The sequence below is a fragment of the Streptomyces sp. NPDC006326 genome, assembly GCF_040612915.1.
Classification (GTDB): domain Bacteria; phylum Actinomycetota; class Actinomycetes; order Streptomycetales; family Streptomycetaceae; genus Streptomyces.
Genome location: NZ_JBEXRC010000058.1, coordinates 1 through 17,651, shown reverse-complemented (window position 1 = coordinate 17,651; position 17,651 = coordinate 1). Strand labels below are relative to the sequence as shown.

Below are 17,651 nucleotides of genomic sequence, written 5' to 3'. Positions count from 1 at the left end.
CCGTGCGCACGTGGTTAGGGCGCTGGCCCGCCTGGGTCCCGTACGCGGCCGGGCTGTGGGCCGCGGTGTGCGCCGGGGTCGAGGTCACCTGGGCCGTCTCGGGCGCCACCGTGCCCTGGTCGCCGCACCGCGCGTACGCACCGGCGGCCCAGCTGTCCCTGGCCGCCCTCGCCGTGGCGGCCGCCGGGGCCGCCCTCGCCACCACCCGCAGACTCACCCGACGCGGCCGCAGGCTGGTGGCGGCGGTGCTCGTCCTGGCGGTCCCGGTCTTCGTGACGGGGATGGCCGGCCTGCCCGCGTACGCCGCGATGCTGGTGGCGCTGTCCGGGGTGGAGAGCGCCACCGGCCTGGCACACGAGCTGCTGAGTGCCGTGGGGGCCGGGCTGCTGCTCCTCGTCGCGCTGACGTACCGCCGGCGGCTGCGCGGCAGCTGCCCGCGGTGCGGGCAGCGCCACGCAGGTGGTTTCGACGGTCCGCTCGCCCATCCGGCCCCTTCCGTCGCCTCGAAGCGGACCCGGGTCGTGGTCCACCTGTGCCTGTGCGGGCTCCTGCCGTGGGCGGGGGCCAAGACCGTCTGGACCCTGGGCGGGGATGCCCTCGGCGTGACGGCCCGGGCGTGGCGAGAGGCGAGCGGCGGCTCGTCGGGGTTCGCGAGGGCCCTCGCGTCGGCCGGCATCGACGTGACCGTGCTGGCCGCGGCGGCCGGGGGCTTCCTGCTGCTGGCCCTGCTCTACCCGTGGGGGCAGGCCTTCCCGCGCTGGACACCGGTCGTCGCGGGACGGCGCGTCCCGCGCCTGCTGCCGCTGCTGCCGGCCTGGCTGTGCGCGGTCGGGCTGTCGGCGTACGGGGTCTTCCTCGTGGCCTACGCCCTGCTCACGGCCACCGGGGTGTTGCCGCCGATGGAGCCGTCGGGCGTCTTCACCACCGGGTCAGGGATCACGTGGATGGTGCTGTTCGGCGGTCTCGCCTTCGGCGGCCTGGGCTTCGGCCTGCTGGCGGGCTCCCGTTCGTACGCCGCCCGGACCCGCCCCGTCTGCGCGGCCGCCACGGAGGACGCGGATGCCGCCGGTGTCGCGGGTGCCGGCGGCGCCACGGGCGGCGGGCTACTCGGGCAGGGGCCGGGCCTGCGCGCGCAGTTCGCGCTTGAGGACCTTTCCGCTCGCGTTGCGCGGGAGTTCGGTGACGAACTCGACGGCGCGCGGGACCTTGTAGTTGGCCATCTCCCGCCGCGACCAGGCGATCAGGTCGTCGGCGGTGAGGGTGGAGCCGGGACGGCGTACGGCGTAGGCCTTCCCGACCTCGCCGAGCCGCGGGTCGGGTACGCCGATGACGGCGACGTCCGCGATGTCCGGGTGCAGGCCGATGAGCTGCTCGATCTCGGCGGGGTAGGCGTTGAAGCCGCCGACGATGAACATGTCCTTGATCCGGTCGGTGATGCGGAGGTTGCCGGCTCCGTCGAGCACGCCGACGTCCCCGGTGCGCAGCCAGCCGTCGGCGGTGACGGCCCTGGCGGTCTCGGCCGGGTCCTCGAAGTAGCCGCGCATGACGTGGTGGCCTCGGACCCACACCTCGCCCGCGGTGCCGGCGGGCTGCGCCTGCCCGTCGGGGCCGGCGATCCGTACCTCGGTGCCGGGGATGGCCCGTCCCGAGGTGGAGGCGATGACCTCGTCCGGGTCGCCGCGGCGGCACATGGTGACGATGCCGCTCGCCTCGGAGAGCCCGTACGCGGTGAGGACGGTGGCGATGCGCAGTTCGCCGCGCAGCCGCTCGACGAGCCGCAGCGGGACGACGGCGGCCCCCGTGACGACCAGGCGCAGGGCGGAGAGGTCGTGGTGGTCGCGCTGGGGGTGGTCGAGGAGGGACTGGTGGAGGGTGGGCGGGCCGGGGAGTACCGATATCCGCTCGGCGGCGACGTTCGCGAGGACGGTGTCCACGTTGAAGACGGGCTGGGGGACCATGGTGGCCCCGCGCATCAGGCAGGCGATGATGCCGGCCTTGTAGCCGAAGGTGTGGAAGAAGGGGTTCACGATCAGGTAGCGGTCGCCCTCGCGCAGTCCGGCGAGCTCGCTCCAGACGTCGTAGCAGCGCAGCGACTGGGCGTGGGTGATGACGGCGCCCTTGGGGCTGCCGGTGGTGCCCGAGGTGAAGATGATGTCGGAGGGGTCCTCGGGGCGGATCGATTCGGCGCGCTCGCGCACCGTCCCGGCGCTCACGCCGTCGCCCCCGGCCAGGAAGTCCTTCCAGGTGCGGAAGGACTCGGGGGCGTCCTCGGCGAGGACGACGACCTGTTCGAGGTGCGGCAGCCCCGGCAGCGGTCCGGGGCCGTCCCCCGCGGCGGTGGCCCGGCGCAGGGAGGCGACGTAGGAGGTGCCGAGGAAGGTGCCGGTGATGAACAGGAGCCGGGCCCGGCTGCGCTGCAGGACGTATGCGGCTTCCGCACCCTTGAAACGCGTGTTGAGGGGGACGAGCACGGCGCCTGCCGAGACGGCTCCGAGGGCGCTGACGATCCAGTCCAGGGTATTGGGGGCCCAGACGGCGACCCGGTCGCCCGGTTCGACACCGGCCGCGAGCGTGGCGGCGGCGGCGCGCTCGACGCGTTCGCCGAGCTGCGCGTAGCTGATGCGCACCCGTCCGTCGACGACGGCCTCGCGGTCGGCGTACTGCTCCGCCGCCGCCCGCACCAGTCCCGCGATGCTGCCCCAGCGCAGATCGCCCCGCGCGTCCTCGCCCATCGCACACCCCTCCCACTAGCTGACTATCCGTCAGATTAGCTGTAGCCTTCGCCGCTGTCAGTACTGGCGCAGCCCCGGAGGTGGCGATGGCGGCAACACTCAAGGACGCTACGGCGATAGTCGGGATCGGCCAGACCGCCTTCGCCAAGCGGCTCCCGCAGTCCGAGAAGGAGCTGGCCTGCCGGGCGATCCTCGCCGCTCTCGCGGACGCCGGCATCGCCCCCTCCGAGGTCGACGCCTTCTCCTCGTACACGATGGAGGAGACCGACGAGGTCGAGGTCGCCAAGGCCATCGGCGCGGGCGACGTCACCTTCTTCTCCAAGATCGGCTACGGCGGGGGCGGTTCCTGCGCCACCGTGGGCCACCTCGCCGCCGCCGTCGCCACCGGGCAGGCGAGCGTCGGTGTCGCCTGGCGCTCGCGCAAACGCGGCTCCGGCCCGCGCCCCTGGAAGAACACCACCGTCCAACTGCCCACCCCCGGCCAGTGGACCCGGCCCTTCGGGCTGCTGCGCCCGGCCGACGAGATCGGCATGCTGGCCCGCCGCTACATGCACACGTACGGGGCCACCCGCGAGCACCTGTTCAACGTCGCGATGGCCTGCCGCAACCGGGCCAACGAGAACCCGGCCGCGATGATGTACGAGCGCCCGCTGACCCGCGAGATGTACATGACCTCCCGCATGATCAGCGATCCGCTCTGCCTCTTCGACAACTGCCTGGAGACCGACGGCGCGCTCGCCTGCGTGATCGTGAGCGCCGAACGGGCCCGGGACTGCCGCCAGAAGCCCGTCTACGTGCACTCCGCCGCCCAGGGCCTGCCCGCCCAGCACCACGGCATGGTCAACTACTGGAACGACGACCCGCTCTCCGGGCCCGCCTGGACGGCCGCCCGGCACCTGTGGAAGCACGCCGACTTCGGCCCCCAGGACGTGGACGTGGCCCAGATCTACGACGCCTTCACCCCGCTGATCCCGCTGTCCCTGGAGGGCTACGGCTTCTGCGGACGCGGCGAGGGAGCCGCCTTCACCGAGGGCGGCGCCCTGGAGACCGGCGGCCGGCTCCCCATCAACACGGGCGGCGGGGGCCTGTCGGAGGCCTACGTGCACGGCTTCAACCTGATCAACGAGGGCGTCAAGCAGCTGCGCGGCACCTCCACCGCCCAAGTGCCGGACGCCTCGACCTGCCTGGTGACGGCGGGCGAGGGCGTCCCGACCTCCGCCATCCTGCTGCGAGCCTGAGGAGCCGACCATGACCGCTGCCGCCGAAGACACCGCAGACCTCCTGGTGCCGGTGCCGGACGAGGACGGCGCCCCCTTCTGGGAGTACGCCGCCCGCGGCGAACTGCGCATCCAGGCCTGCACCTCCTGCGGACGGCTCCGCTTCCCGCCGCGCCCGTGCTGCCCGCACTGCCAGTCCTTCGACTCGGAGTGGCGCCCGATGAGCGGCCGCGGCCGCATCTGGTCCTACGTCCTGCCCCACCCGCCGCTGCTGCCCGCGTACGCCGCGCAGGCCCCGTACAACGTGGTCCTCGTCGAGCTGGCCGACGCCCCGCACATCCGCCTCGCGGGCAATCTCGTCACCTCGGCCGACGCCCCGCTGAACTCGGTGGACCCGGCGCGGCTGCGCATCGGCGCACGGGTGCAGGCGGTCTTCACCGAAACCGGCGGCATCACCGTGCCCCGCTGGGTACTGGAGAAGTCATGACGCTGCGGGTGGAGCGGGACAAGGCGAGCGGGGTCGCGGTCGTCACCCTGGACCGGGAGCGCCGGCACAACGCCATCGACCTCGCGACGGCGGCCGAACTGAGCGCCCTGTGGCGGGAGCTGCGCCACGAGGAGGAGGTCCGGGCGGTGGTCCTCACCGGCGCCGGACGGGCCGCCTTCTGCACGGGCATCGACCGCGGCGTGTCCGTTCCCCAGCCCCCCTCCCCCTACTCGGTCGACGATCCGCTGCTCGCGGTGGGGCCGAAGGCCAACGACCTGTGGAAGCCGGTGGTCGCCGCCGTCAACGGCATGGCGTGCGGCGGGGCGTTCTACCTGCTGGGCGAATCGGAGTTCCTGATCGCCGCCCGGACGGCGACCTTCTTCGACCCGCACACCACGTACGGGATGGTCAGCGCCTACGAGGCGGTCTACATGGCGCAGCGGATGCCGTTCGGGGAGGCGGCCCGGATGTCCCTGATGGGGACCGCGGAACGGCTCTCCGCGCAGCGGGCGTACGAGATCGGCCTGGTCTCGGAGCTGGCCGACCCCGAGGAGCTGCTCGCGGCGGCCCTGCGCGCGGCGACGACCCTGGCCGGCCTCCCGCCGGAGGCCGTGCAGGGCACCGTACGGGCCATGTGGTCGGCGAAGCAGGCGGCCCTGCAGCAGGCCCTGGCCCAGGCCCCCGCCCTGATCGCCCTGGGGAACCTCCCCGCGGACCGGCAGGCGGCCCTGTTCACGGCGCGCGGGGAGGCACCGGCGCCGCGGGTGCGCTAGTCGATGATGCCGACGGTGCAGGACGTGGTTTCGGCGGCCTTGTCCTCGTGGACCATCGCGGCCGTGACGGTCTGGGTCTCCCGGGCCTTGAGGGTCACGCGGACGGAGGTGCGGTCGAGAACGCCGCCCGCGCCCTGGAAGACGACCGGTACGTCGACGGTGCGCGTCGTGTCCACGTCGGAGGTGACCCGGAGGACGGCCTTCGGGCTGCCGGGGCCGGCGCAGCTGACGACCTGGGCGTGCGCGGGCGGGCGGGCGCTCTTGGTCGGGGAGGGGGTCGACTTGCCGCTGCCGTTGGTGTTGTTGTTGTCGCTGGTGCTGTGGTAGCTGCTGCGCTTCTTCGAGCTGGAGCATCCGCCGCCACTGCCGCCGCTGCTGCTCTTCCCGCCGTGGCTGCCGTGGCCGCCGTGCGAGAACCCGGTGAGTGCGAACACGACGGCCACCAGCACCGCGGTGAACCTGATACGACGGCCGGCCACCATGACGCGATCCCCTCCCTGGACAACGGCGGGCCACGCTATCACCGGCGTGCGGGGGCCGGGACGAAGGCGTAGCTTCGGACCAGGGACCAGGGACCGCTACCCCGGAGGGCGGGCATGATCCGCAACGTCATCGGTTCGCTGTTGGGCCTGGCCGGAGCGGCGGCCGCCGTCTGGAGCCCGTTCCGCGCCTGGTACGACGGCCGTCCCGGCCGCGACTACCGCCTGCAGGACCTCTTCACCGCCGCCGGCATCACCGACCACGAGGCCGCCCTGCTGGGCTCGCCCCTGCTGCCGTTCCTGGTCGCCGCCGTCCTCACCCTCGGTGCGGTCGTGCTGCGCTCGCGGCTGCTGATGGCGCTGGCCGGGATCATCGTCCTCGGCTTCACGGTGCTCTGGATGGTCCGCCAGGGGCAGGCGGCGGGCAGCCTCTCGGTCAGCGGCGGCGGCCGCGGGATCGGAGACGGGGTGGCCAACGCCTTCGGCGCCGGCGCCCTGCTGCTCCTGGCGGCGGCGGTGATGAGCGGCCGCCCCCGGCGGGAATCCCCGGAACGGGTCGGCCCCCCGCCCGACGAGCACTGGCCCGCGGACGGCGACGGGCACCGCCCGTAACGCGGCCGGGTCAGTACTCGCCGTCGAGGGCGGAGGCGGAGGCCGCGCGGTAACAGGCGGATACGACATTGAAGAGGATCAGCGAGCCGCCGGTGGCCGACTTCTTCATACCCGTGATGTGCACGGCGAACTGCTCGGCCTTGTTCTCGGCGTAGATCTCCGGGTCCTGGGCCTTGCTGTTGGCCTTGCCGTCCTTGGTGATCTTCCAGCCGTTCTCGCCGAGCGCCTTGCGCAGGTTCTGCATGCCCTCCTCGACCTGCTCGTCGGAGATCTCGTACACCGACCACGGGTGGTCCGTGGAGAACAGGTCGTCGCCGTACTCTCTGCAGCGCGAAACGCTCGGGCCGGGCTCGGTCACCTTGCCCTTGATCCCGGTCATCTCCAGCAGGCGGCTGGAGACCTGCTTCGTCTTCGTGCGCGCCGGATCGGGATCCAACCTGACCGGCTTGTAATTCAGTTCTTTCACGTTCGAACACCCCACAGACAACATGGACAGCGATCCGGCAAGAACAAGTGCCAGAGCCGTGGCCTTCAGCGCTCTGGACGTTCTGCGACCACCCGCTGAATTCTTCACGTCAGTCAAGGACGACCTTGTCGTAACGGCCGGCAACCACTCTCGCCTGGTTTTCAAGGCTGAACGAATCCTTTCTCCAGTAGTCGGTGTGACTGTCGGCATCGTTGTCCATGATATTCGCCCCGAAATCCTCGTCAGAGGGTACGTTCTGCCCCCAGATCGCTCCGAACGGCAGCAATTCCTTCCAGAATGGCGTACCGCCGCCGAGCCCTGCGACCTTGCCGCCCGCCGGCACCTGGTCCTTGGTGAAGGAGGCCGCCTCCGACCACACGTGGCCCTCTTCGACGTCCAGGTCCTTGGCATGGCCGACCAGCATGCCTGGGCTGCCGGCCACGAGGATGTCGTCGGCGCGCAGGTCGCCCGCGTTCGATGCCGCACCCACGACCGTACTGCCGTAGCTGTGGCCGATGAGCGTGGTGTGGCTCTTCCCGTCGCCGCCCTGGACCTGCTCCAGACCGGCCATGAAGTGGTTCAGGTCGGGGGCCGCCGCGTGGGCGTACTTCTCCTTCATGGCCTCGGGGGCGATGCTCTGCGGGGCGTCGTAGCCGATCCAGGTGATGGTGGACACGTCCTGACCGGGCACCTGGGCGTGGGTTTTCTTCCACAGTTCGCCCATGTGCCCGATGTAGTCCTCGCTCTTCTCGATGCTGGTGAACGTACCAGGGACGAATACCGCCGTGTGGTCGGCCGTTTCAGGGTTGCCGTTGGCGACGATGGCACGCCCTCCGCCCTTGGTGTCGAAGCCCAGCAGGTAGGCCTCCGGCAGGCCCTCCTTTCCCGTCGCGTCGAACCGGGCCTGGATGGCGTTCATGCCCTTGAGGTTCTTGTCCAGGAACGCCTTGTCCTTCCCGTACTTCCTGTCCCATTCGCGCCACGCAGGGTTGATTGCGGCAGCCGGGTAGTCTCTGCCCGAAGTGTTCCATTTCTGCGGCTCCGGGGGAATCCCGTCCAGCCTGATCTGGAACTGGGCCTTGGTCTCCGCCAGTACGGTGCGGTTGGCCTCGTCGCGGACCACCGAGGGCAGTCCGTCCAGCGCGCCCACCTCCGCCGCGTTCAGGGACAGGTACGCGGACTGCTCGTCCGGTGACAGGCCCTTCCACCAGTCGGCGTTCGCCTTCGGGTCGTCGCCCTTGGGCGGCGGCTTGATGTGGTCCAGGTAGTCCTTCGCGCCCGCGCGGACGTCCGAGGTGTCGCTCTGGACGTCCGCCCAGTCCTTGTCGGAGACGACCAGGTCGTCGTCGGCCTTGAGCTTGCGGAGCTTGGGTGCCCACAGGGTGTCGGCCTCGGTGGCCTCGGCGACGGCCTGGGCGATGCGGTTGGCGATCTCCACCGCCTTGCCGAAGTTCGGGTTGGGGTGGATGTTCGCCGCCTGCCGCTCCAGGGCGTCGGCCAGGTTGTTGGCGTCCCGCGTCGGGTCGATCACGTTGCCGGAGGGCTTGCCCTTGGCGCTGCCGGTGACGGTGCCGCCCTCGGGCACCTTCCCGTCCTTCTCCTCGCCGCCGGGCGGGTAGCTCACCGAACCGTCCGCGCCCACCGTGAACTTCGCGTGCGCGGCGTCTTCGAGGGCTGCTTCCAGCTTCTTCTTCGCGTCCGTCATCGCGGCCGCGAGGGCCTTCAGGGAGGTGGCGGCCAGTCCGCATTCCACCTGTACGTAGTGGAAGTTCTTCGCCAGGTCCCGGAGCGATCCCAGCGCCGCCTCCACGGCCACGCCCTTGAGACCGGCCCGGAGTCGCGCCGAGATCTGGCCCTCCGCGTCCCCGTAGCCGTGGTCGGCCATGTCGCTGACGGCCTTGTAGCCGTCGGCGGCCTCGGTGAACTCGGACGGCTTGAGGGCCTTGAGTGCTGCGTAATCCATCGCTCAGGCTCACCGGCCCCCGCCGCTGCCGCCGGTGGCGGGCGTGTCCTTGTACTGGCCGTTGATCTGGGCGAAACCGCCCTTGATGTCCTCGTCGTTCGCGTACTGACCCTTGCCCGCCTTCTCCAGCGGGCCCTGGAGGGACGTGCACTTGCCCGACAGCCCCTCCAGGTACGTCTTCCAGGACTGGTACAGCTCTGCCTGGGCCGTCGCGCTCTCCACACCGGTCAGCGCGGCGCCCTTCTGCCCCGTCTCCAGTGCCCCCAGGGCGCCCTTGATGCTCCTCGACAGGCCGCCGAGGTCCTGACTGGCCCGGTTCCAGACCGCCTTGTCGGACGTCAGGTCACCGTCGCCGCCGCCACCGCCGTCGGTTGCCGCGGTACTGGCGAGGTGCATCTGCGGCCCGCCCGCCGCCTGTTGTTTGAGCCCGGCCCACTCCGTGTCGAACGACGCCATGCCGAATCGGCCCCCGTACTCCCGCTTACCGTGATCGAAGGATCATCCTATGAGCACGTGCATCGGGCCCGGGCACAGGTCCCGGACATGGCGGCGGCCCCGTTCCGGAACAAGCGGAACGGGGCCGGCCTGCCGGAGCGGCGGGGTGATCAGCCCTCGACGACGCCCGAGGCGGCGACCTCGATCTTGCCGCGGGTGGCGCCCGACGGGGTGCCGAGCTTCTCGATCTGGTCCACCACGTCCTGGCCCTCGACGACCTCGCCGAAGACGACGTGCTTGCCGTCCAGCCACGGGGTGACGACGGTGGTGATGAAGAACTGCGAGCCGTTGGTGTTGCGGCCGGCGTTCGCCATCGACAGCAGGTACGGGCGGTCGTGCTTCAGCTGGAAGTTCTCGTCGGCGAACTTCTCGCCGTAGATGCTCTTGCCGCCGGTGCCGTTCTGGTTGGTGAAGTCACCGCCCTGCAGCATGAACTGCGGGATGACGCGGTGGAACGGGGAGCCCGCGTAGCCGAAGCCGTGCTGGCCGGTGGCGAGCTCGCGGAAGTTCTGGGCGGTCTTCGGGACGACCTCGTCGAAGAGGTTGAAGACGATACGGCCGGCAGGCTGGCCGTCGATGGTGATGTCGAAGTAGACGTTGCTCATGGGGTCCATCCTGTCACTCCCGGTGCCGTACGCGACCCGGCGGGGCCGGAAACGGGCTCAGCCGGCCGTACGGGTGCCCGTTCCCTTCGCCGCGTCCAGGGCGTACACGCAGCGGTCCTTGCTGCACGCGTAGACCACGCCCGCCTCGGCGACCGGGGCGCCGGTGATCTCCCCGCCCGTGGCCAGCTTCCACCGCAGTTGGCCGCCCGCCGCGTCCAGCGTGTACAGGCAGTGGTCCGCCGAGCCGAAGTGCACGCGGCCGTCCGCGACCGCCGGCAGGCCGGTGATCTCGCCGCCCGCCGCGAACCGCCACTTCGGGGTGCCCGTCACCGCGTCCAGCGTGTACAGGGCGCTGCCCGCCCCCAGGTGGACGTTGCCGTGGGCGACCACCACCGGGTCCGCGGAGGACCGCGGCTCGGTCGCGATGCGCCAGCGGTCCTTGCCGGTGGCCGCGTCGAGGGCGTAGACGGTGCCCAGGTAGTCCGCGAGGTAGACGCCGCCGCCCGTGACCGCCGCGCCGGGCGCGAAGGCGGGGGGAGCCAGGAAGACCGCGGGGGCCTCGAAGTGCCAGCGGACCCGGCCCGAGGCCCGGTCGACGGACAGGACACGGGTGCCCGCTGCGACGTACACGTTGCCGTCCGGCGCCGGGGTGACCCGCACGGGCACGTTCCCGCAGGAGGCCGCGTCGCCGACCGGGTACGACCACGACTCCCGGCCGGAGCGGGCGTCCAGCGCGCGCAGCCGCGCGTCCTGCCACACGTACACCGTCCCGTCGTGCAGGACGGGTGCCGCCTCCGGGGTCTCGAAGTCGCTCTGGGCGCCGGTCAGCTCCCACAGCTTCTGGCCGTTCGAGGCCTCCCAGGCCTGTACGCCGCCGCCGCGCGTGACGGAGACGACGGTGCCCCGCTCGGCGCGCAGCGCGTACACCCAGGCGTCGGTGGACAGCCGCCACCGCTCGGAGCCGTCGGAGGCGTCCAGGGCGTAGAGGGAGGGGCCGTCGGAGGCGTGGATGCGGCCGTCGGCCACCGCCATGGACCAGGCCACGTCGCGCGTCTTGAACTGGCGGCGGCCGCTGGCCACGTCCAGGGCGTGCACCTCGAAGGAGGTGACGTAGAGCAGGTCACCGGCGACGGCCGGGGTGCCCCAGACCTCGTTCGACATGCGGAAGCGCCAGGGGCGCCAGCGGCCGCTGTCCGGGGACGGGCCGGGGTTCGGCACGGCCGCGGCCGCTCCCGCGGCGTGGACGGCCGCGGAGGAGCCCGCCCCCGCACCCCCCGGCGGCCGGACCCAGCCGGTCGCCGAGTCCGCGCCCGGGGCGTGCGCCGCGGGCGCCGAGGCGGTCGCCCGCGGTCCGGGCCCGATCGGCACCGGGGAGCCGCCGAGGCGGACCGGCTCGCCGGAGGGCGCGGAGGACACCTGCCTCGGCGGGTGCTGGGGGCGCTGCGGCACGGGCTGGCCGGTCCGCGGGTCCACCCAGGGGTCGGCGCCGCGGGGCTCGCGGCGGTGCGTGGCGGGGCTGGAGCCGGGTCCCGCGGCGCCCCGCGGCCCCGGCGCCGGGACGGCGGCGGCCGCCGTACGCTGGCCGGCCCGCCGGGCCTCGATCATCGCGACGGCCCGGCCGGGCAGCCACGCGGACGCCGTCCCGCTGTCGTCACCGCCGTCGAAGAGGTGCGGGGCCAGCTGCGCCTGGAGGTCCGCCGGGGTCGGCCGCAGGGCCGCGTCCATCTGCATGCAGGACTCGATCAGCGGCCGCAGCTCCTCGGGCAGCCCCTCCAGGTTGGGGCCCTCCCGCAGCAGCATGAACACCGTCTCCACCGGGTTGGCCCCGTGGTAGGGCGGGTGCCCGGTCGCCGCGAACACCAGCGTCGAGCCGAGCGAGAAGACGTCGCTGGCGCCCTTGACGCTGCGCGAGTCCTTCGCCTGCTCGGGCGACATGTAGGCGGGCGTGCCCACGGCGACGTTCGTCATGGTCAGGCGCGTGTTGGAGACGCCGCTCGCGATGCCGAAGTCGATCACGCGCGGGCCGTCCTCGACGACGAGCACGTTGGACGGCTTCAGGTCGCGGTGGACGAGCCCGGCCCCGTGGATGGACTGCAGCGCCTCCGCGATGCCGGCGGCCAGCCACCGTACGGCCTGGGCGGGCATCGGGCCGCACTCGTTGACGATCTCCTCCAGGGAGGGCGCCGGGACGTACGCGGTCGCCAGCCACGGCACCGCGGCCCGCGGGTCCGCGTCGACGACGGCCGCGGTGTAGAAGCCGGAGACGGCGCGCGCCGCCTCCACCTCACGCGTGAAGCGCACCCGGAACAGCTGGTCCTCGGCGAGCTCGGTGCGCACCGTCTTGATCGCCACCCGGCGCCCGGATGCCGACCGTGCGAGATAGACCAGCCCCATGCCGCCGGCGCCGAGCCGTCCCAGCACCTCGAAGGGGCCGATCCGTCTCGGGTCGTGCTGCGTCAGCTGCTCCACCACTCGCCTCACACCTCCCCGTACGGGCCCTTGCCGGGCCCGTTTCCACCTGCACGCGCGCCGGCACGGCGGTCGGCCCCGTGCAGCGTCTCATCCCGGGCGCCGCCCGGGGTCGCGCAACCCCGATTCTGTCAGGCCCGCGCCGAGGCCGTGTCGCCCCACGGCAGCCGCCGGGCCCCTCGTGCGGATCAGGACCCCTGGGCGGGCTGCTCCGTGCCGTGCTCCGAGAGCAGCGCGAAGACCGCGCCCTGGTTGTCGGCGACGACCGCGATCCGGCCGTACGGCGTGTCGACGGGGTCGGCGGTGACCCGGCCGCCGAGCCGCTGCACCACCCCGACCGACCGGTCGCAGTCGGGGACGGCGAAGTAGGCGAGGAAGTGCGCGGGCATGATGTCGGGGAAGGCGTCGGTGATCAGGCTGCGGCCGAGGACGGCGGTCTCGGCGCCCGGCGCGCTGCCGGGCGGGGACCACAGGCGGTATTCGAAGCCGCTGCCGTCGTCGTCCTGGTCCTCGGGGACGTAGCCGAAGACGTTGGCGTAGAAGACGTCGACGGCGTCGCGGGCCCGCGTGTAGAGCTCGCTCCAGCAGTAGGTGTACGGCTCCTGCTGCGCCTCGAAGCCGTGGTGGGTGCCGGGCTGCCACAGGCCGAAGACGGCCCCGCCGGGGTCGGCGGCCAGGGCGGCGGTGCCGTACGGGCCCACGGGCTGCGGATCCATCACCATCTGGCCGCCGGAGGCGCGGATGCGGGCGGCGCAGGCGTAGGCGTCGGAGGTGTAGAGGTAGATCCCCCAGACGGTGGGCATGCGGCCGTCGGGCTTGGGGGCGAGGGCGGCGACGTTGCGGCCGCGGCTGTAGGCCTGGGTGTAGTGGCCGTACTCGCCGGCGCCCTCCCCGAAGGTCCACCCGAAGAGCTCACCGTAGAAGCGCTTGCCCGCCTCGACGTCCGGAAGGGAGGCGTCCACCCAGCAGGGTGTGCCCTCCGCGAATGCGGCCATGGCCCGTTTCCTTCCGTTGTGCGGGGGTGCGTACCCTCCCCCTCGGCCATGATCCGCCCGAGGTCTTGTCCACACCCTGTTGATAAGACTAATCGGGGGATATGGAGAGGAAGCGGGCGGGCCGGGGTCCGGGGGCGGGAGGGGCGCGGGACGGGCACCGGGTGCGCGCCAGGACAGGCACCGGGTGCGCGCCAGGACGGGCGCCGGGTGCGCACCCGGCGGGCGCCGGCGGCATGCGGTCGGCCGGAATCCTTCGGGAAGCACCCACGGGGGCGGCTCACGCCCAGGCCAGGAGCCCCGTCACCCCATTTGCAGGCGGCCGAATCGCGCCCGGATCACCCCTCGGTAAGCTGACGGCATGACAGGACAAGTACGCACCGTCGACGGCCGCGTTGCCGGTCGGCGCGGTCAGGCGACGCGGCAGAAGCTGCTCGACTGCCTCGGCGAGATGCTCAGCTCCTCGCCGTACCGCGACGTGAAGGTGATCGATGTCGCCCGCAAGGCCGGCACGTCCCCCGCGACCTTCTACCAGTACTTCCCGGACGTCGAGGGCGCCGTCCTGGAGATCGCCGAGGAAATGGCCACCGAGGGCGCGCAGTTGACGACGCTCGTCGAGGGCCGCAACTGGGTCGGCAAGGCGGGCTGGCAGGCCGCCGAGGAACTCGTCGAGGGATTCCTGGACTTCTGGCGGCGCAACGACGCCATCCTGCGGGTCGTCGACCTCGGCGCGGCCGAGGGCGACAAACGCTTCTACAAGATCCGCATGAAGATCCTGAATTCCGTCACCAACTCCCTCACGGAGTCGATGAAGGAGCTCCAGGCCAAGGGCAAGGTCGACAAGGACCTCAGCCCGGCGGCGATGGCCGGTTCGCTGGTCGCCATGCTGGCCGCGGTCGCCTCGCACCAGAAGGGCTTCCAGACCTGGGGCGTCAAGCAGGCCGAGCTCAAGCCGAACCTGGCGCTGCTCGTCCACCTGGGCATCACCGGCAAGAAGCCGACCAGGTAACGGCGGACCCCGCCCGGGTCCGCCGCGCGCCGGCCGGCCGCTCCCCCTTCGGCCGCCTCCCCTCCTCGGCCGCCCCTTCCCTCCCTTCGCCCCTCCGGGGTCACCTCCCCCTTCGGTCGTCCGCCGCGATCAGCGACGCTCCAGGCGGAACAGCCGGATTTCGCGCTCGATGCGCGCCTGGTACGTCGCGTACGGCGGCCAGAACCGCAGCACCGCCCGCCACGCCGCCGCGCGCTCCTCGCCCTCCAGCAGCCGAGCCCGTACGGCGATGTCCTGGCCCTTCCAACTCACCTGCGCTTCCGGGTGCTTGAGCAGGTTCGCGGTCCAGGCCGGATGACCGGGACGGCCGAAGTTGGAGCCGATCAGGATCCAGCTCGCGCCCCCTTCCTCCGGCATGCAGGCGAGCGGCGTGGTACGCGGCTCGCCCGTTTTCGCGCCCTTGGCGGTGAGGATCACGCCGGGGAGCATCTGGGCGCTGAGGATGACCTTGCCGCGGGTCAGCCTGTGCACGGCCTTGTCGAGGGCGGGGATGAAGTGCGGTGCGATCCTGGCGAAGACCAGGGTCGAGGAGATCTTCTGCATGAGCCTGACGCCGGGAGCCGGCCCGGCCATCGGAGTCTTCACGCGGTCACCCTTTCGGTGTCGCTGTCGCTGTGGTCGGTCGTGGCGGGGGCGGCGAACAGGCCCGCCCGGTGAGCGGCGTGCGCGCGCAGCCGGTGGACCGGGCCGAACAGGAGCTCGTCGGCCGCCGCCCGCTTGAAGTAGAGGTGGGCCTCGTGCTCCCAGGTGAAGCCGATGCCGCCGTGCAGCTGGATCGCCTCGCCCGCGGTCAGCCGGAGGGCGTCCAGGGCCTGCGCGAGGGCCAGAGCGCCCTGCCGGGGGTCCCAGGCGGCGTAGTAGGCCGCCGAGCGGGCCGCCTGCACCTGTACGTACAGGTCGGCGAGGCGGTGCTTGACCGCCTGGAACGATCCGATCGCCCGGCCGAACTGCTCCCGTTGGCGGACGTGCTCCACCGTGCGGGCCAGCGCCTGTCCGGCCGCGCCGACCGCCTCGGCGGCCAGGACCGCGGCGGCGGTGCGCCCGGTGGCGGCGAGCGCGCCGAGCACGTCCTCCCCGCCGGTTCCCAGCAACTCTGCCGGTACGTCGCGCAGTTGGACCCGGGCCTGCGGGCGGGTCTCGTCCAGGGTGGCCTGCCGCGACCGTACGAGGCCGGGCGCGTCCTCCCGTACGAGGAACAGCAGGGTCCGGCTGCGGGCGAAACCGCCGGCGTGTGCGGCGACGACCAGCACGGAGGCGCTGTGCCCGTCGAGCACCTGGGCCACCTCCCCGTACAGCCGCCAGCCGCCGTCCTCGCCCGTGCGGGCCTGCACCCCGCCGGCCCGGCCCCCGCCGGACCACTCTCCGGCGGCGTTGTCGCCGGTCAGCGCGAGGGCGGTGGCCAGCGCCGGGCCCGCGACGGCCAGGGCGGCCGTGAGCCCGCCGACCGCGAGCCGGGGAAGCAGGGCGGCGCGCTGCGGGGCGCTGCCGAGGGCGGTGATCAGCGGCACCGCGAGGGACGCGGTGGCGAACAGCGGCGAGGGCAGCAGCACCCGCCCGGTCTCCTCGCAGGCCAGCGCCAGGTCGGCGGGGGTGCAGCCCACTCCTCCGTACTCCTCGGCGATGGCGAGGCCCGGCAGGCCGAGCCGCTGCGACAGCTGCTGCCACAGCTCCCGGTCGTAGCCGGCGGCGGTGCGGACGGCGGCCTTGACCTCGTCCGGTCCGCAGCGTTTGCCCAGGATCTCGTGCAGGGTGCGGCGTACCTCGTCCTGCTCCGCGGTGAAGGCGGCGTCCATCGGCGGGCTCCTCCCCGTATCTGACGGGCCGTCATGTTAGGGCGGCCGGCCGCGGATGCACAGGGGGGCGGGCGCGGGGATCCGGGCACTGCGCGCGATCGCGCCCTAGCATCTGACGTTGCGTCAGATGTACCGTCGGGCCATGCCTGGACCCCTCAGCGGACCCGCCTCCGCCCAGCCTCCCGCCGCCCGCCGCAGGGTGGCGGTCGTCGGCATCGCCCTCTCGGACTGCGGCCGCGTGGACGGCCCCACCCCGTACGCCCTGCACGCACAGGCCGCCCGCAGGGCACTGGCCGACTCCGGCCTGGACCGCGCGGTCATCGACGGCTTCGCCTCGGCGGGCCTCGGCACGCTCGCACCCGTCGAAGTCGCCGAGTACCTGGGACTGCGCCCCGCCTGGGTCGACTCCACCTCCGTGGGCGGCTCGACCTGGGAGGTCATGGCGGCCCACGCGGCGGACGCCATCGCCGCCGGGCACGCCAACGCAGTGCTCCTGGTGTACGGCTCCACGGCCCGCGCGGACATCAAGGCCCGGCGCCGCACCTCGAACCTGTCCTTCGGCGCGCGGGGACCGCTGCAGTTCGAGGTGCCGTACGGGCACACCCTGGTCTCCAAGTACGCGATGGCCGCGCGGCGCCACATGCACGCGTACGGGACGACCCTGGAGCAGCTCGCCGCGGTGGCCGTCCAGGCCCGGGCGAACGCGGCCGCCAACCCGGACGCCATGTTCCGCGACCCGATCACCGTGGAGGACGTGCTGTCGGGGGAGATGATCGCCGACCCCTTCACCAAGCTGCACTGCTGCATCCGCTCGGACGGGGGCTGCGCGGTGCTGCTGGCGGCGGAGGACTACGTCCCCGACACCGCCAAGGCTCCCGTCTGGATCCTGGGCTCGGGTACGTCCGTCTCCCACACCACCATGTCGGAATGGGAGGACTTCACCGTGTCCCCCGCGGCGGTCTCGGGCCGCCTGGCCTTCGAGCGGGCGGGGCTCACCCCGGCGGACGTGGACGTCGCCGAGATCTACGACGCCTTCACCTACATGACGCTGGTGACCCTGGAGGACCTCGGCTTCTGCGCGAAGGGCGAGGGCGGAGCCTTCGTGGAGAAGGGCCGGCTCCTGCGGGACGGCGAGCTCCCGGTGAACACCGACGGCGGCGGCCTCTCGGCGTGCCACCCCGGCATGCGCGGCCTGTTCCTCCTGGTGGAGGCGGTCCGCCAACTCCGCGGCGAAGCGGGCCCGGACCGCCAGGTCACCAAGCGGAACGGCGCCCTACCGGAGATCGCCCTGGCCTCGGGCACGGGCGGCTGGTTCTGCTCGTCGGGAACGGTGCTGTTGGGGCGGGGGTAGGGGGCGGGGTTGGCGGGGGGGGTGGGGGTGGGAGGGGGCGGGGGCTTCGGGGGGCGGGATTCCCGGGGGCGGGGTCGGAGAAGTTCCGGGGGCGTCCCGTCAGTCCACTGTCCTTCCGTGTCGTGCCGGGCCGTCAAGGGCGCTCTCTTCGTTCGCGTCGCTTCGCGAT

Annotated in this window: 15 protein-coding genes and 1 pseudogene; 6 read left to right on the top strand and 10 right to left on the bottom strand. The window is 72.8% G+C overall.

The genetic code is table 11. The features are described from left to right. Window positions 1–1,103 precede the first annotated feature (1,103 nt). On the bottom strand, window positions 1,104–2,732 hold the full coding sequence (locus ABZ128_RS31470) for a FadD3 family acyl-CoA ligase (protein WP_356852791.1): 1,629 nt from the start codon (window positions 2,730–2,732) through the stop codon (window positions 1,104–1,106). Window positions 2,733–2,818: 86 nt separating this feature from the next. Here ABZ128_RS31470 and ABZ128_RS31465 point away from each other — a divergent pair, with 86 nt between their 5' ends. From ABZ128_RS31465 to ABZ128_RS31455, 3 genes are read left to right on the top strand one after another with little or no spacing between them, the layout of a single operon-like run. Beyond that, window positions 2,819–3,970: a lipid-transfer protein gene (locus ABZ128_RS31465; RefSeq protein ID WP_356852789.1), complete on the top strand. Its 1,152-nt coding sequence runs from the start codon at window positions 2,819–2,821 to the stop codon at window positions 3,968–3,970. 10 nt (window positions 3,971–3,980) lie between these two features. Then, window positions 3,981–4,436: an OB-fold domain-containing protein gene (locus tag ABZ128_RS31460; RefSeq protein WP_356852788.1), complete on the top strand. Its 456-nt coding sequence runs from the start codon at window positions 3,981–3,983 to the stop codon at window positions 4,434–4,436. Then, complete coding sequence (locus tag ABZ128_RS31455) at window positions 4,433–5,209, top strand: enoyl-CoA hydratase/isomerase family protein (protein ID WP_356852786.1); 777 nt, start codon at window positions 4,433–4,435, stop codon at window positions 5,207–5,209. The genes ABZ128_RS31460 and ABZ128_RS31455 overlap by 4 nt, the downstream gene beginning before the upstream one ends. Here the strand turns inward: ABZ128_RS31455 and ABZ128_RS31450 are convergent. Next, window positions 5,206–5,691 carry a hypothetical protein gene (locus ABZ128_RS31450; RefSeq protein ID WP_356852785.1) on the bottom strand — a complete coding sequence of 162 codons (486 nt, stop codon included), beginning with the start codon at window positions 5,689–5,691 and terminating at the stop codon, window positions 5,206–5,208. The two genes, ABZ128_RS31455 and ABZ128_RS31450, sit on opposite strands and share 4 nt — an antisense overlap. A gap of 114 nt (window positions 5,692–5,805) precedes the next feature. Here ABZ128_RS31450 and ABZ128_RS31445 point away from each other — a divergent pair. Beyond that, window positions 5,806–6,219 (top strand): annotated as a pseudogene (locus ABZ128_RS31445) (hypothetical protein); the annotation flags it as partial. A 91-nt stretch (window positions 6,220–6,310) separates the two neighbouring features. Here ABZ128_RS31445 and ABZ128_RS31440 read toward each other — a convergent pair. The 6 genes from ABZ128_RS31440 to ABZ128_RS31415 form a co-directional block, all read right to left on the bottom strand. Continuing rightward, window positions 6,311–6,766 carry a hypothetical protein gene (locus tag ABZ128_RS31440; protein ID WP_356852783.1) on the bottom strand — a complete coding sequence of 152 codons (456 nt, stop codon included), beginning with the start codon at window positions 6,764–6,766 and terminating at the stop codon, window positions 6,311–6,313. Window positions 6,767–6,875: 109 nt separating this feature from the next. Next, window positions 6,876–8,729, bottom strand: a complete 1,854-nt coding sequence (locus ABZ128_RS31435; RefSeq protein ID WP_356852782.1) for an alpha/beta hydrolase — start codon at window positions 8,727–8,729, stop codon at window positions 6,876–6,878. 9 nt (window positions 8,730–8,738) lie between these two features. After that, window positions 8,739–9,185, bottom strand: a complete 447-nt coding sequence (locus tag ABZ128_RS31430) for a hypothetical protein (protein ID WP_356852781.1) — start codon at window positions 9,183–9,185, stop codon at window positions 8,739–8,741. Window positions 9,186–9,334: 149 nt separating this feature from the next. Then, complete coding sequence (locus ABZ128_RS31425) at window positions 9,335–9,829, bottom strand: peptidylprolyl isomerase (protein WP_356852779.1); 495 nt, start codon at window positions 9,827–9,829, stop codon at window positions 9,335–9,337. A 57-nt stretch (window positions 9,830–9,886) separates the two neighbouring features. Further along, window positions 9,887–12,301 (bottom strand): PQQ-binding-like beta-propeller repeat protein, encoded by a 2,415-nt coding sequence (locus tag ABZ128_RS31420; RefSeq protein ID WP_356852777.1) that lies wholly within the window; start codon window positions 12,299–12,301, stop codon window positions 9,887–9,889. Window positions 12,302–12,486: 185 nt separating this feature from the next. Then, window positions 12,487–13,293, bottom strand: a complete 807-nt coding sequence (locus ABZ128_RS31415; RefSeq protein ID WP_356852775.1) for a VOC family protein — start codon at window positions 13,291–13,293, stop codon at window positions 12,487–12,489. 358 nt (window positions 13,294–13,651) lie between these two features. On the opposite strand from ABZ128_RS31415, the gene ABZ128_RS31410 reads away from it, so the two are divergent. Continuing rightward, window positions 13,652–14,299 carry a TetR family transcriptional regulator gene (locus ABZ128_RS31410; RefSeq protein ID WP_356852774.1) on the top strand — a complete coding sequence of 216 codons (648 nt, stop codon included), beginning with the start codon at window positions 13,652–13,654 and terminating at the stop codon, window positions 14,297–14,299. A 129-nt stretch (window positions 14,300–14,428) separates the two neighbouring features. Here ABZ128_RS31410 and ABZ128_RS31405 read toward each other — a convergent pair whose 3' ends face one another. Both ABZ128_RS31405 and ABZ128_RS31400 read right to left on the bottom strand, forming a co-directional pair. Further along, window positions 14,429–14,911 (bottom strand): nitroreductase family deazaflavin-dependent oxidoreductase, encoded by a 483-nt coding sequence (locus tag ABZ128_RS31405; RefSeq protein WP_356852834.1) that lies wholly within the window; start codon window positions 14,909–14,911, stop codon window positions 14,429–14,431. Between the two features lie 8 nt (window positions 14,912–14,919). Then, on the bottom strand, window positions 14,920–16,131 hold the full coding sequence (locus ABZ128_RS31400) for an acyl-CoA dehydrogenase family protein (protein WP_356852772.1): 1,212 nt from the start codon (window positions 16,129–16,131) through the stop codon (window positions 14,920–14,922). 142 nt (window positions 16,132–16,273) lie between these two features. Here ABZ128_RS31400 and ABZ128_RS31395 point away from each other — a divergent pair, with 142 nt between their 5' ends. Next, window positions 16,274–17,482: an acetyl-CoA acetyltransferase gene (locus ABZ128_RS31395; RefSeq protein ID WP_356852771.1), complete on the top strand. Its 1,209-nt coding sequence runs from the start codon at window positions 16,274–16,276 to the stop codon at window positions 17,480–17,482. The last annotated feature ends 169 nt before the right edge of the window (window positions 17,483–17,651 follow it).